This window comes from Paraburkholderia unamae, from assembly GCF_003096875.1.
Lineage (GTDB): Bacteria > Pseudomonadota > Gammaproteobacteria > Burkholderiales > Burkholderiaceae > Paraburkholderia > Paraburkholderia unamae.
On record NZ_QEOB01000029.1, the window covers coordinates 68842 to 82559 of the forward strand.

Genomic DNA, 13718 nt, shown 5'->3' on the forward strand with positions numbered 1-13718 from the left:
ATGTTCGAAGGAATCTGGTTGCCGATCGTCACGCCCCTGCGCGACGGCGAAGTGGATATCGACGCATTGCAACGCCTGACCGACGAGTCCGTGAGCAGCGGCATTGCCGGTGTCGTCGCGCTCAGCACGACAGGCGAGGCGGCGCTGCTGCGCGGTGTCGAACGTCTTGCGGTCTTGCAGGCGATAACGGATGTGGCGGCAGGACGCGTGCCCGTGCTCGCGGGCCTGGGCGGCAGCGACACGCAAGCGTTCGTGCAGGACGTGCGCAGCCTCGAAAGATGGGACGTGGCGGGCTTTCTTGCGCCGCCGCCGTCATTCGTGTGCCCGGACCAGGCAGGTCTCCTGTGGCACTTCGAGCAGATCGCGGCGGCGACTGCACGACCGGTCGTGCTCTACGACGTGCCGCATCGCACCGGCGTTTCGCTCGAAGTCGACACGGTGCGCCGGCTGGCCGAAATCGACAATATCGTGGCGATCAAGGCTTGCGTGAGCGAGCGCTATGAAGCGCTGGGCGCGCTGCCCATCACGCTGTTGTGCGGCACCGACGAGGCGTTTCTCGAATGCCTGGAAGCGGGAGGCGCGGGGGGCATTCTCGCGAGCGCGCATGTTTGCGCCGACCTGCTGCGCGACGTGCTGGCGCTCAGGAAGGCCGGCTACGGCGACGCGGCGCAGCGCCTGTTCCTGCGCTTCAAACCCGTGCTGCGCCTGTTGTTCACCGCGCCGAACCCCGCCGCGATCAAGGCCATGCTGGCGCTCGACGGGCGCATCTCGCACGAAACGCGCATGCCGATACGGCCCGCTTCGCCCGCGCTCGTCACGCAGCTCGAATTCGCGCGCGCCGTGCTCGACGATCTGCGCGCGGTTGCGCCAGTGGCTTGATTGAGGTGGTTTGATCCGGCCGCCACAGCCGGACCCGATTTCATCTTCGCTTACGCGCGCATTTTCGAATTTTCATTTCGTCGCGGTACTATTCCCTTACCTTGTCATTTGGGAACCGCGAAGATGAAGTACGAGCACGCTCTGCAACGAGCGATCAAGGAGCGCCTTGAACGCGCCATGGAACTGGCCGAACTGTTCGGCCTGTTCATTATCGGCATTGGCACCGTGGCGGCCATGGGCGTGCTGATCTGGCACATGGTGAATTCGGACGGCGTGACGCTGACCGATCTGCTGCTGATGTTCCTCTACCTCGAAATATTCGCGATGGTCGGGCAGTATCTCAAGGCGGGCCAGTTGCCCGTGCGTTTTCCGCTCTACATCGCGATGGTATCGATCGCGCGGGATCTGATCCTGCGCGCGGGCGCGAACACGGAACTCCATTTGCTCGCCTCCGCCGCCGCGATCGTGCTGATCGCACTGGGCGTGCTCATTATCCGCTACGGGCAGGCGCGCTTTCCGAGCAACACCGACGAGCGGCGCGTCGAAGAGGCGAAGTAACGAAGCCGCCGCCGTGGCGCGAGACGCCGCCCGCGCGCCGGGCGGCTCAGCGCGCCGAAACCGGGCCGAGCCGCGCGGCAATCGCGCGGCACGCCGCGAGCAGCGGCTCGACGTAGCTGCGTTGCGCGTCGGCCTCGCGGCGAAACATCGGCATGCTGATGCTCACGCAGCCCACCGCGCGCCCGTCGGCGCCGAGAATCGCCGCGCCGTAACACCAGATCGACTGCTCGTTTTCCTCGCGGTCTTCCGCATAACCACGCTGCGCCGTGAGTTCGATCTCCTCGCGAATCGCGTCGAGATCGGTCATCGTATGCTCGGTGAAGCGCACGCGCGGCGCGTGCTGGAGCAGCGGCTCGCGTTCGGCCGGCGTGAGCGTGGCGAGCCATGCCTTGCCAACCGAACTCGACGTGAGCGTCACGCGCGTGCCGATGCGCGAGGCCATGCGCACGGCGTGCGGACTTTCGAGCTTTTCGATGTAGACCATCGCACCGTCGCTCGGCACGGCGAGATGCACCGTTTCGGAGGTGCTGTTGCGCAGTTCCATGAGCGCGTCGACGGCGGCGATGCGCAGGTCGGAGCGCTCCCAGCTACGGCTTGCGAGGCTCACGAGCCGCGTGCCGAGCGCGAACGTGTTGCCGCCGCCCACCGCCGTGACGAGCCCTTCGGCCTGGAGCGCCGCCACGATGCGATGCACGGTCGGGCGCGGATAGCCGCTCGCCGCTACGAGCTTCGCGATGTTCGGCGGCGTGTCGGCGTCGGCGATGAGCTGAAGCACGGCGATGAACTTCGAAAAGGCGGCGGTGCCGGCGACGGCCTTGGCGTCGCCGGATGCTGTGGAGGCTGAGGAGGATGCGGAGGGTTCTGAGGTCGACATTCGAAAGCTTGCAGGCGCCATGTGGCGTCATTATGCCCGCAATTCCAGGCCCCGGACATCGGCGCGGCGCGTGCGCGCCGAGGTTGCCGGCACACAGGGAATAGCGATCATGCGTCCATCAGGTGCGCGTCACGCGCACAGATAGCCGCCGTCCACCGGCACGATCGCGCCCGTCATGAACGAAGCGGCGGGCGTGCAGAGGAACGCCGCCACGTTCGCGACTTCCTCGGGCCGGCCCCAGCGCTTCATCGGCGTGCGTTCGAGAATGCCTTGCGCGCGGCCGTCGTCGTCCTGTAGCGCCTGCGTGAGCGGCGTGGCGATCCAGCCGGGCGCGAGCGCGTTCACGCGGATATTGTCGCCCGCATAGGCAATCGCGAGCGAGCGCGTGAGCTGCGCCACGCCGCCCTTGCTCGCGCTATAGGCGGGCACGAGGCCGCCGCCGAAAAAGCTCAGCATCGACGCCGTGTTGACGATGCAGCCCGACGACGCCTTCAGCAATTCGCGCGCGCTCGCGCATACGCGCATCGTGCCGTTGAGATTGATGTCGAGCACGCGTTCGAACACCTCGATCTGGTGTTCCTCGCCGCGGCTGATGACGCCCGCGCAATTCACCACGATATCGAGCCGCTCGAAGCCGCCGATCACGCGTGCGACGTCGTCGGCGGAGCGCACGTCGAGCGTCGCGCGCTGCACGGCGGCGTCCAGCGCGTCGGGCGCATCGGGCGTGCTCGATGCCGGCGGCAGACCGGCCGCCACGGTGCGCGCGCCGAGTTGCGCGAGACGGTTGGCGATGGCAGCGCCAATGCCGGAGAGGCCGCCCGTTACGAGGGCGACCTTGCCCTCCAGAAGATTGTTCTTGAATGTCATGGTGTGGAGTGCGAACGAATGAATCAGGTAGGTTGAGTGGCCGCCGCCTGGCGCTCGCCCTGGGGCGTGACTTCCTTGACGACGAAGAGATAGACGAATGCGGCGGCGAACGCCACAGCCGCGCTGATGAGCAGGGCGTTGACGAACGAATGCGTCTGGTCCACCACGATGCCCGTGATGACCGGCGCGAACGAGCCGCCGAAATAGCCGCCGAAATTCTGCATGCTGCCGAGCGAGGCCACGAGATGGCGCGGCGCGGCCACGCTCACGAGCGCCCAGGCGGCGCCGCTCGACATGTTCACGAAGAACATCGCGACCGACACATAGGTGATGGCGAGCGCGGTGCTCGGCGTGTAGGCGGCCGGCACAGTGAACGCGGCCGCGCCGATCAGGCCCACGCACAGCGGCCACTTGCGGCTGCGAATGGGCGCCATGCCGCGATTGAGCAGGTAGTCGGAGATAAAGCCGCTGCTCGCCATGCCGATCGTGCCGAACACATAGGGAATGGCGACGAGCCAGCCCGTGTGCGCGATGCTGATGTGGCGCTCCTTCTCCAGGTAGCCGGGCAGCCAGGTGAGGTAGAGCCACACCATGTAGATCACGCCCATGAAGCCGAAGATCATGCCCCACGTGTTGCGCTGCTTGAGCAGCATGCCCCACTCGGCGAAGCTCAGCGCGCTCTTTTGCGGCGCCTGGGTCGCACCGTCTTCGAGCCACGCCGTTTCCTCGGCGGTGAGCACGACCTGATCGCGGTTGCGATAGACCATGTACCAGCCGATCGAGACGAGCACGCCCAGCACCCCCATGATGATGAACATCGGGCGCCAGCCGAACGTGAGCATCAGCACGGTGAGCAGCGGCGGCGCGATCATCGGCGCGATCGTCGAAGAGGAGACGAACGTGCCCGTCGGCGCGCCGCGCTCGCGCACGGCGAACCATTCATGAATGACCTTGGCCCCGGCGGGGAACAACGGCGCTTCGGCAATGCCGAGCACGACGCGTGCGGCGAGAAAGTGATTGAGCGTCTGGATGAAGCCGCCCGTCACCTGCGCGACCGACCACACGAGCATGCCGAGCCCGAGCATCACGCGCGAGCCGAAACGGTCGAGCATCGCGCCCACCGGCAATTGCGCGAACGCATAGGCGAGTGAAAAGGCCGACAGCAGCAGGCCCATTTCCGAGGCGTTCAGATGCAGCTCCTCGGCCACGGAATGGTTGGCGATGGACAGCGTGCTGCGGTCGAGATAGTTGACGATGCCGGCTATCGTCAGAAAGGCGATGGCGACCGTCTGGGTGCGTTTTAGCCGTTGCGACTTCTTTTGCATGGCTCGTCTCCTTGTGCTGTTGTAATGTGTGCGCCGGGCGGCGGCGCACTATGAATCGGTGCGGCGCATCAATACGTCGCGCGGCCGCCCGAAAGGTCGAATATCGCGCCCGTGCTGAACGTGCAGGAATCCGAACAAAGCCAGAGCGCGAGTTCGGCGACTTCGTCGACGGTGCCGAGGCGCCCGAGCGGGCTTTTGTCGATCATCGTCTGCACGTGCGCCGCCGACATTTGCGCGAGCAGCGGCGTTTCCACGGCGGCGGGCGCAATGCCGTTGACGAGAATGCCCGTTTGCGCGAGCTCCTTGCCAAGCGACTTGGTCAGCGCGATCACGCCCGCCTTCGCGGCGCTGTAGGCGGAGGCGTTCGGCGTGCCTTCCTTGCCAGCGAGCGAGGCCACGTTGACGATGCGCCCGGCTTGCGCGCGGCGCATGACCGGCACGACGTGGCGGCAAACGTGATACGTGCCGACCAGATTGACGTCCACGATGCGCTGCCATTCGGCGGGATCGTAGGCGTCGAGCGGCATGGTCGACCCGGCGAAGCCCGCGTTGTTCACGAGGTAGTCGATGCGCCCGAAGCGCGCGAGCGTTTCGGCAAGCGCGGCCTCGACGGTCTCGGGGCGGGTGACGTCGACTTCCACGTGATGGGGCGCGGCGGCGCTGTCCAGATCGCCGGGCACGCGGTCCCAGTTCACGGTGCGCGCGCCGCCGTGCGCGAAGGCGTTGCTGATCGCGCGGCCAATGCCGCCCGCGGCGCCGGTCACGACGGCTACGCGCCCCGCGAAGTCGTAGCGGGCGCGGCTCATCGGATGAACTGGTCCACGTAGTCTTCGCCAAGGCCCACCGCCGCGTAGTGCTTGCGGCACATGTCGATCTTCGTGAACACGTCCTCGTAGCCCGTGTAGTTGCCCCACGGGTCGCAGTAGAACATCACGCCGTTCACCTGGAAGTAGGTGATCATTTCCTCCACGTCTTCCGGCACGTAAAGCGTGTGCGTTTCGCCGGGCGGCTCGAACACATAGCTGCCTTCGGTGGCTTCCCAGTCGTGCTCCAGATAGCGCCAGCGGCCCTTGAGCACCATGCCGTGCACGGCCTGCGGGTGGCGGTGCCTGCTCAGGACACCTGACTTGCGAACGCGCAACAAATTCATCCAGTAGCCCTGCGCCGTGTTCAGGCAAAGCGGACGGAACCAGACGTTCTCGGCCTGGGGCACCCAGACGCGTTCGTCGGTGGGAATGGCGTGGGGGATGACGATTTCCTGCTGCGCTTCCTTGGGGAACGGAAGCTGGTACGGCGTCATGGGGGAGTAAGTTTTATCCGACATTGTCTGCTCTCGCTTTGTCCACAATATGGACGTTAAGTCCACGATATGGCTAATTGTGCGGGAGAGATTTGATCTCGGTCAATGCCAGGGTTTGCCCGAGGGGCGGGCAACGCCGCGCGAGGCTTCGCGCCGGCGGCCAGCGCGCCGGGCTCGAAGCCTCGATGTGAGCCGTGCGGAACGGGTCAGCCGCCCGTTGCCCCGGCTTCGACGAGCGTCTTGAGGCGATCGAGGCCCGCGCGGTACAGGACCTCGTAGTGCCCGGTGAGCGCGGCGGCGCTTTGCTCGTCGAGCGGCTCGAATTCGCTCGCCCAGGTGGCGCGCGTGTGGGTCGCGTCGATGGCGCTGGCGCTCAGCTTTGCCCTGTAGTTCGTCACCGGATCGGGACCTTCGACGATCGCATAGCGATAGAACGTGCCCGGCGCGCTGTGTTCGAGCAGGTTCTCGACGATGATCGAGCCGTCGATCGCTTCGAGGTGGCGCAGCCGCCCGTCATCGCTGAGCCGCGACGAGCGGACGAATTCGAGCCACGCGGGCAGGCCGTTGAATTCGCCGAGCAGCGCCCAGACCGACTCCACGGGCGCGGCAATATCGATGGATACGCTTACGTTTGCCATAGTGCTGTCCTTCATGAATTCGTGCTTGAGTTCGACCGGGGTTCAGGCCGCCGCTTCGTCGAGCGCCGGATAGTCCGTGAGCCCCTTCGCGCCGCCGCCGAACAACGTTTCGCGATGATGTGCCGCGAGCGGCGCATCAAGGCGCAAGCGCTGCACGAGATCGGGGTTGGCGACGAACGGCCGGCCGAACGCGATGAGGTCGGCCCAGCCCGACGCGATCGCGTCGCGCGCGCGTTCGCCCGTGTACTTGCCCGCATAGATCAGCACACCTGAGTAGGCGGCGCGCAGCTTGTGCTTGAATTCGAGCGGCATGTGCGGCGCGTCGTCCCAGTCGGCTTCGGCGATATGGATGTACGCCACGCCGATTTCGTCGAGCCGTTTTGCCGCCGCGAGATAGGTGGTTTCCGGATCGGCGTCTTCGCAGCCGTTGAGCGTGGTGAGCGGTGCGAGGCGAATGCCCACGCGCTGCGCGTCACCCGTGCCTTCGATCAGCGCGCGCGCGACTTCATCGAGGAAGCGCAGGCGGTTGTCGAGCGAGCCGCCGTATTCGTCGGTGCGCGTGTTCGCGTTCGAGTCGATGAACTGGTTGACGAGATAGCCGTTCGCCGCGTGCAGTTCGACGCCGTCGAAGCCCGCCGCCATGGCGTTGCGCGCCGCCGTGCGGTACTGGTCCACGATTTCGCGAATCTCGTCGATGGCGAGCGCACGTGGTTCGGATGCCTGAACGAAACCCGGCGTGCCTTGCTCGTCGCCGGCGATGAACACGTTCACGCCTTTGGCCTGAAGCGGCGACGACGACACCGGTTGTTCGCCGCCCAGCAGGCTGGTGTGGCTCAGGCGGCCCACGTGCCAGAGCTGCGCGAAGATGCGCCCGCCCCGGGCGTGAACCGCGCTCGTCACCTTGCGCCAACCGTCGATCTGCGACGGCGTGTGAATGCCGGGCGTCCACGCATAGCCCTTGCCGAGCGGCGCGATATACGTGCCCTCGCTCACGATGAGCCCGGCGTCGGCGCGTTGCGCATAGTATTCGGCCATCAGGTCGTTGGCTTCGTCGCCGGGCTGGCTCGCACGCGAGCGCGTCATGGGCGGCATCACGATGCGGTTGGGAAGGGTCAGCGCGCCGAGTTGGAGCGGCTGGAAAAGAGGATCGTGCGTCATCGTCAGGGTTCCTTGTGCGGAGTCGCGGCGCGCCGTGGGACCGAAGGGCCGCGTGAATTCAAACCGGTTGGCCGGGGGCGTCAGTCCCACTGCGCGGCGAGACCTTCGGGGCTCACTTCGCGGCCGTTGCGTTCGAGCGCGGCGATCTGCGCCATGTCTTCGTCGCTCAGTTCCAGTGTTTGCGCGAGCAGATTGCTGGCGAGGTTTTCGCGCTTCGTCGAAGAGGGAATGACCGAATAGCCCAGACGCAGCGCCCAGGCCAGCGCCACCTGGGCGGGCGTGGCATGGCGGCGTTCGGCGATGGCGCGAATGACCGGGTCGCCCAGCACCTTGCCGTAGGCAAGCGTCATGTACGACGTCACGTGAATGCCTTCCTGCTGGAGGAAGCTCACGAGCTTGCCGCTCTGCAAATACGGGCTCAATTCGATCTGGTTGGTCGCGACATTCTCCTTGCCGACCACGGCGATGGCCTGCTTCGTCAGTTCGATATTGAAGTTGGACACGCCGATCTGCTTCGTGAGGCCTTGCGACTTCGCCTCGGCGAGCGCGCTCATGAATTCTTCGAGCGACACGCCGTTATTCGGCGCGGGCCAGTGAATGAGCGTGAGGTCCACTTCGTCGGTGCGCAGCTTTTTGAGGCTGTCCTTGAGGCTCGGCACCAGCTTTTCGCGGGCGTAGTTGTCCACCCAGATCTTGGTGGTGAGGAAAAGATCCTTGCGCGCGACGCCGGAAGCGGCGATCGCTTCGCCCACCTCGGCTTCGTTGCCGTAGATCTGCGCGGTGTCGATGGCGCGATAGCCGACTTCGAGACCGTTGCGCACCGAATCGATGACGATCTGGCCTTGCAGGCGGAACGTGCCGAGGCCGAATGCGGGAATAGTGCTCATGAGGTTCTCCACGAGAGAAAAAGCGATGACGGGTTGACTCAAGCCTTCGCGCCAGTGCGCGAGCGGCGGTTCATGACGATCTGCGCGACCACGAGCGCGACGCCTGCGAGCGCAATGAGCGCACCGACGACCGGCACCGCGCCGTAGCCAAGACCGCCCGAGAGCGCGGCGCCGCCGGCTGCGGCGCCTAGCGCGTTGCCGAGATTGAACGCACCCACGTTGACCGACGAGGCCAGCCCCGGCGCTTCGTGAGCGGCGCGCATCACGCGCATTTGCAGCGGCGGGACGACCGCGAAGGTGGCGATGCCCCACACGAGCAGCGCGACTGCCGCGCCGACATGCGTGGCGGCGAGCACCGGAAACGCGAACATCACGGCGATCAGCAGCGCGAGAAAGCCGAGCAGCGTGCCGTCGAGCGAGCGGTCGGCGAGACGCCCGCCCGCTGCGTTGCCGATGGAAAAGCCCACGCCGATCAGCACGAGCATGGCGGTCACGAAGCCGGGCGTCGCGCCCGTGAGGTGCGTGAGCGTGGGCGTGACGTAGGTGTAGAGCGTGAACATCGCGCCGGCGCCCAGCACCGTGGTGCCAAGCGCGCCGAGTACCACGGGGCGCGTGAGCACGCCGAGTTCCGCGCGCAGGTTGGGCATCTCACCGGGTTCGTCCTTGGGCAGCGCGAACGCGAGACCCGCGATGGCGAGCGCGCCGAGGCCGGCGGTCGCGGCGAACGACATGCGCCAGCCGATCGCCTCGCCAAGCCACGTGGCGGCGGGCACGCCGCCGATGTTCGCGATGGTGAGGCCCATGAACATCGTCGCGACGGCGCTTGCCTGACGCTCGCGCGGCACGAAGCTCGCCGCCACCACCGAGCCGATGCCGAAGAACGCGCCATGATTGAGGCTCGTGACGAGCCGCGCGAGCAGCAGCGTGGTGTAGTCGGGGGCGATTGCCGAAAGCAGGTTGCCGAGCGTGAAGATGCCCATGAGCGCCATGAGCGCGGTGCGGCGGGGCCAGCGCGCGAGGGCGAGCGTCATGAGCGGCGCGCCGAGCATCACGCCGATCGCGTAGGCGCTGATGAGCATGCCGGCCGTCGGGATCGAGACGTGGACGCCTTCGGCGATGACGGGCAGCAGGCCCATGGGCGAGAATTCGGTCGTGCCGATGCCGAACGCGCCCACGGCGAGCGCGAGGAGCGGCAGGGTGGCGCCGCTGCGCGCCACGGGGTTGGCGGGGCGCTCCGGATGGGCCGTAGCGGGTAGACTGAGGTCGCGTTCGAGCATGGCGGTCGTGCCTTTTTTGTGCCTTTTCGTGCCTTTCTGGTGCCGTTTGGCCCGCGTGGGGCCTGGATTGGCATCAAGTCGGCATCAAATTGGCATCAGCAAGTTGGGACCGCTGCATTGTGCGGGAATTACTTTTGACTAAAAACCGGTCTATGGACCAAAGTGTTTTGATTTCAGATCAAGAATGAAGATCACTCTGGACGAACTGCAAGCCTTTGCCACGGTGGTGGACAGCGGGTCCATCACGGCGGCCGCGCAGCAACTGGATCTCACGGTGTCGGCCACGAGCCGCACGCTCGCGCGGCTCGAGGAAAAGCTCAAGACCACGCTCTTGCGCCGGACCACGCGGCGGCTCGAACTCACCGAGGAGGGCAAGGCCTTTCTCCAGAACGCGCGCGCCATCATCGAGTCGGTGGAGGGCGCCGAGGAGCAGATGCTCGCGCGGCGCGAGATGCCCGCGGGGCGCTTGCGCGTGGACGCGGCGTCGCCGTTCATGCTCCACGTGATCGTGCCGCTCGTGCGGGGCTATCGCGAGCGCTATCCGCAGGTGGAGCTGGAGCTCAACAGCAACGAGGGCATCATCGACCTGCTGGAGCGGCGCACCGATGTGGCGATCCGCATTGGCCGGCTCAAGGACTCCACGCTGCACAGCCGCCTGATCGGCAATAGCCGCGTGCGCGTGCTGGCCACGCCGGAGTATCTCGCGGCGCGCGGCCGCCCGACACGCGTGGACGATCTGGAAAAGCACACACTGCTGGGCTTCAATCAACCCGAGTCGCTCAACGTCTGGCCGCTCACGGGCGCCGACGGCGAGCCGCACCGCATCGAGCCCGATGTGTGGTCGTCGAGCGGGGAGACCTTGCGGCAACTGGCGCTCGCGGGCGTGGGCCTGGTCTGCCTCTCGGACTTCATGACGGCCCAGGACCGCGCGAACGGCAGCCTCGTGCAGGTGCTCGCGCGTCAAACCCTGGACGTGCGGCAGCCCATTCACGCTGTTTACTACCGCAATACGGCGATTTCGGCGCGCATCGTGTCGTTCGTCGATTATCTGGTCGAGGCCGTGCACGCGACGGAGTTTGGCGGCGCGGCGCCACGCAAGGGCGCGTGAGCGCCACACGCGCCGCTCACTTGCCTGGCGGCTTCGTGGCGCTCGTGGCGGTGGGCGGCGGAGATTGCATGGGGGGCGCGGGTGCCGCGCCCGACCCCGCAGTTGACCCACCAGCCGAACCGCTCCCCGCAGCGGCGGGCGGCGCGGCTGCCGCGTTGATCTTGGCTTGCGCGGCGGCCGTCGCGCTGCGGATCTCGCCTCCCAGTCCGTCCATGTCGTCGAAGTGCATCACGTCACCGCTTTCTCCGCCGAAATCCACCGCGCCCCAGCGCGACAGCACCTGGCCCATGCCGACGACCACCTCGCGCGGAATCGAGAGGAATCCGCCCGCCGGGTCGGCGAGGCTGAAAGGCCGCGTGCCGGGCGAGGCGTTCGCCGGCGCCTGGAAGTTCTGCACGCCGCTCGGGCCCGTAGCCGGCACGTTGCCGCCTAGCGCCGCATAGTCCTCCCACATCTGCGTGAGCACGGCGTCGGGGCTCGGCGCGCTTTGCTGGGGATGCGTGGTCTTCCAGTCGCCCTTGAGGAACGCGTCGATCGCCGTGGTGCCCCCTTGCATCAGCTTGAAATACGCCTTCACCGCCTCGCTTTCCTTGTTCAGGCGATCGTAGTATTCGCCCCAGCGCTCGCTGCGCGAGAGTTTTGCGCCGGAGAGCGTCGTGCCCGTTTGCGTGATGAGCTTCGGAATCACCGACTGGTGCGGCCCGCCCGCGGGCGCGGGCAGCGTGAGCGGGTCGTTGAGCATGAACTCGGCAATGCGCGTGTAGACCTCCTCCGTTTGCGCGTCGACCTTGCGCTGACCGACGTTGAGCTTCTTGTCGTTGCGGTTTTCGTGCGACAAATAAACGTTGCGCGCACCGTCGATGTCGATGGCGAGCCCCCAGCCGTGCGGCCCCGACTTCGAGCGAAAGCCGCCCACCGAACCGATTCCGTAGCCCTTGGGTTTGGTCGCCCCTGACTTCGTGAACTCGGCGTCGACCTTTTTCTCGGCAGTCCGTAGCTTGGCGAGAAATTCGCTGCGCACGCCACGGTCAATCGAATGGCCGAGGAACGTCGCGGTCGTGTCCATCGACTTGGCGAATGTTTCGTAGTCCGCATAAGGGCCGCCAAGGCCGGGGCCGATCTCCTGCACGATCTGGTCGAAGTCCGGTTTGGGCGGTGGCGGCGGGGGCGATGGCTTCGTGGGCGGCTTGGGCTGGCGGCGCAGTGCGGGCGGCCCGGCCTGCATCGTATGGGCCAGCTCGTGCGCGAGCAGGGCGCGCCCCGCGGGCGAGGACGGCGCGTACTGGCCCGCCGCGAACGCGACGTCGCGCCCCACGGTGTAGGCGAGCGCGCCCACCTCATGCGCGGATTGCGCGGCGCGGGCGTCGGTGTGGATGCGCACGTGGGAGAGGTCGCAGGCAAAGCGCGGCTCGAAGAACTGGCGGGTCGCGCGATCGAGCGGCGCGCCGCCTGAGCGCAGCGCCGGGTGTTGGCCTGGGGCGGCGCGTTCCTGCGGCGCTGCGGGCGGCTCGTGGGCGTCGCGCACTGCCGCCGCTGGCGCGGGCATGTTCAGCACGTGGCTGGCAAGACGGTCGGCGTCGCGCTCCTGCGGGTCGTCGATGCCGCCGAGCGCGAGCTTGGCCCGCATGCCGTACGGCAGCGGTGTCGCCGCGTCGCGCGCGAACACGGGCAGCCCGGCGAGACTGAAGCGGCGTGCAGGCGGCGCGGCCGTCACGACGTTTTCAATCGAATGCCGCCGCGCGCCCACGCCGGCGCCATCGGGCGTTGCGCGGCCGCGTGTGGCGGCGCGCTGCGCGGGCATCGGGGAGGGCGGAGCGAACATGGCGGCACGCGGGCGGGACCGAAAGGAAGGAGAAAGTCTGTCCAAACACTTTAGGTGCCGGGTTCCGCGACTTCAAGCCGCCGCGCGGCCGTTTTAATTTTTCTGTTGACACAGAAGTTTCGTATGCGTACTTTTATGCAACAAAAGTTTCAAAAGGCGATGCCATGACTTCTACGTTGCACGACAGGATTCTCGAGCTTCAGGACCAGTTCACCGAAAGCGAGCGCCGGCTCGCGCAGGTCACGCTCGAATGCATCGGCAACCTCGCCGCGTATACGGGGGCGGAACTCGCGCAGCGCGCGGGCGTTTCGAAGGCGAGCGCCGGGCGCTTCTTCCGCCGCCTCGGCTACGAGAATTTCAACGAGGTGCGCGCGCTCGCGCGCGACGAGGCCGATCGCGGCTCGCCGCTGCACGAACTCGCGCAGGTGGACGGCGCGGCCGCGAATCCGGCTGCGAACCCGGCGGCGCATCACCTCGCCACCGACTTGCAGAACCTGTCGAAGACCTTCGAGCGGCTCGACCCCGCCGACGTGCGCCGCGTGTGCGCGCTGCTCAAGAGCGCGCGCACCGTTTATATCGCGGGCTTTCGCAATGGCCGCGTGGTGGCGCAGTACGCGTGGGCGCTGCTCACGCAGTTGCGCGGCGGCGTGGCGCTCGTGCCCGGCGCGGGCCTGAATCTCGCGGAAGATCTCGCCGATCTCGGCGCGCGCGACGTGCTGCTCGTCATGGACTTCCGCCGCCGCGTGTCGCTGCTGCGCCCCATGGTGGAGCACGCGAACCGCGTGAACGCGAAGGTCGTCATTCTCACCGATCCCACCGCCACGGAACTGCCCGCGCGCTCGGACGTCGTGCTGCGGTGCGTGAATCGCGGCGCGGCGCTGTTCGATTCGTACGTGGCGGCCATCAGCGTCGTGAACCATCTGTGCAGCACGTTTGCGCTCGCGCTCGGCGACACCGCGCGCGAGCGGCTCGAGGGCATCGAGGCGCTGCACGAGCAATACGGCGATCTTCATCGCTGATCCAAT

14 protein-coding genes are annotated in these 13718 nt (G+C 67.0%); 4 read left to right on the forward strand and 10 right to left on the reverse strand.

The genetic code is table 11. The features are described 5' to 3' along the window. Both C7402_RS39245 and C7402_RS39250 read left to right on the forward strand, forming a co-directional pair. Entirely contained in the window at positions 1-879 is an 879-nt protein-coding gene (locus tag C7402_RS39245) for a 4-hydroxy-tetrahydrodipicolinate synthase family protein (RefSeq protein WP_116614370.1), read from the forward strand. 123 nt (positions 880-1002) lie between these two features. Beyond that, the gene (locus C7402_RS39250) at positions 1003-1437 is read left to right on the forward strand and encodes a phosphate-starvation-inducible protein PsiE (RefSeq protein ID WP_112177554.1); all 435 of its coding nucleotides are present in this window, start codon (positions 1003-1005) and stop codon (positions 1435-1437) included. A 46-nt stretch (positions 1438-1483) separates the two neighbouring features. On the opposite strand, the gene C7402_RS39255 is transcribed toward C7402_RS39250, so the two are convergent. From C7402_RS39255 to C7402_RS39295, 9 genes are all read right to left on the reverse strand, one after another. Continuing rightward, positions 1484-2311 carry an IclR family transcriptional regulator gene (locus C7402_RS39255; RefSeq protein ID WP_116614371.1) on the reverse strand — a complete coding sequence of 276 codons (828 nt, stop codon included), beginning with the start codon at positions 2309-2311 and terminating at the stop codon, positions 1484-1486. A 129-nt stretch (positions 2312-2440) separates the two neighbouring features. Further along, positions 2441-3178 carry an SDR family NAD(P)-dependent oxidoreductase gene (locus C7402_RS39260; RefSeq protein ID WP_116614372.1) on the reverse strand — a complete coding sequence of 246 codons (738 nt, stop codon included), beginning with the start codon at positions 3176-3178 and terminating at the stop codon, positions 2441-2443. Between the two features lie 23 nt (positions 3179-3201). Next, positions 3202-4503 (reverse strand): MFS transporter, encoded by a 1302-nt coding sequence (locus tag C7402_RS39265; protein WP_112177551.1) that lies wholly within the window; start codon positions 4501-4503, stop codon positions 3202-3204. 68 nt (positions 4504-4571) lie between these two features. After that, complete coding sequence (locus C7402_RS39270) at positions 4572-5309, reverse strand: SDR family NAD(P)-dependent oxidoreductase (protein WP_116614373.1); 738 nt, start codon at positions 5307-5309, stop codon at positions 4572-4574. Continuing rightward, a complete protein-coding gene (locus tag C7402_RS39275) occupies positions 5306-5827 on the reverse strand; it encodes a 2,4'-dihydroxyacetophenone dioxygenase family protein (protein ID WP_116614374.1) in 522 nt (173 codons plus the stop codon). The genes C7402_RS39270 and C7402_RS39275 overlap by 4 nt, the downstream gene beginning before the upstream one ends. A 182-nt stretch (positions 5828-6009) precedes the next feature. Then, entirely contained in the window at positions 6010-6441 is a 432-nt protein-coding gene (locus C7402_RS39280; protein ID WP_116614375.1) for an SRPBCC family protein, read from the reverse strand. Between the two features lie 42 nt (positions 6442-6483). Beyond that, complete coding sequence (locus C7402_RS39285; protein WP_116614376.1) at positions 6484-7599, reverse strand: alkene reductase; 1116 nt, start codon at positions 7597-7599, stop codon at positions 6484-6486. A gap of 80 nt (positions 7600-7679) precedes the next feature. Then, positions 7680-8486, reverse strand: a complete 807-nt coding sequence (gene dkgB, locus C7402_RS39290; protein ID WP_116614377.1) for a 2,5-didehydrogluconate reductase DkgB — start codon at positions 8484-8486, stop codon at positions 7680-7682. Between the two features lie 38 nt (positions 8487-8524). Continuing rightward, positions 8525-9763, reverse strand: coding sequence for an MFS transporter (locus C7402_RS39295; protein WP_116614378.1), 1239 nt, complete (start codon positions 9761-9763; stop codon positions 8525-8527). 184 nt (positions 9764-9947) lie between these two features. On the opposite strand from C7402_RS39295, the gene C7402_RS39300 reads away from it, so the two are divergent. Next, positions 9948-10871: a LysR family transcriptional regulator gene (locus tag C7402_RS39300; protein ID WP_116614379.1), complete on the forward strand. Its 924-nt coding sequence runs from the start codon at positions 9948-9950 to the stop codon at positions 10869-10871. A gap of 16 nt (positions 10872-10887) precedes the next feature. On the opposite strand, the gene C7402_RS39305 is transcribed toward C7402_RS39300, so the two are convergent. Continuing rightward, positions 10888-12693: an eCIS core domain-containing protein gene (locus C7402_RS39305; protein WP_116614380.1), complete on the reverse strand. Its 1806-nt coding sequence runs from the start codon at positions 12691-12693 to the stop codon at positions 10888-10890. Between the two features lie 164 nt (positions 12694-12857). Here C7402_RS39305 and C7402_RS39310 point away from each other — a divergent pair, with 164 nt between their 5' ends. Then, on the forward strand, positions 12858-13712 hold the full coding sequence (locus C7402_RS39310) for a MurR/RpiR family transcriptional regulator (RefSeq protein ID WP_112173650.1): 855 nt from the start codon (positions 12858-12860) through the stop codon (positions 13710-13712). Positions 13713-13718 lie beyond the last annotated feature (6 nt).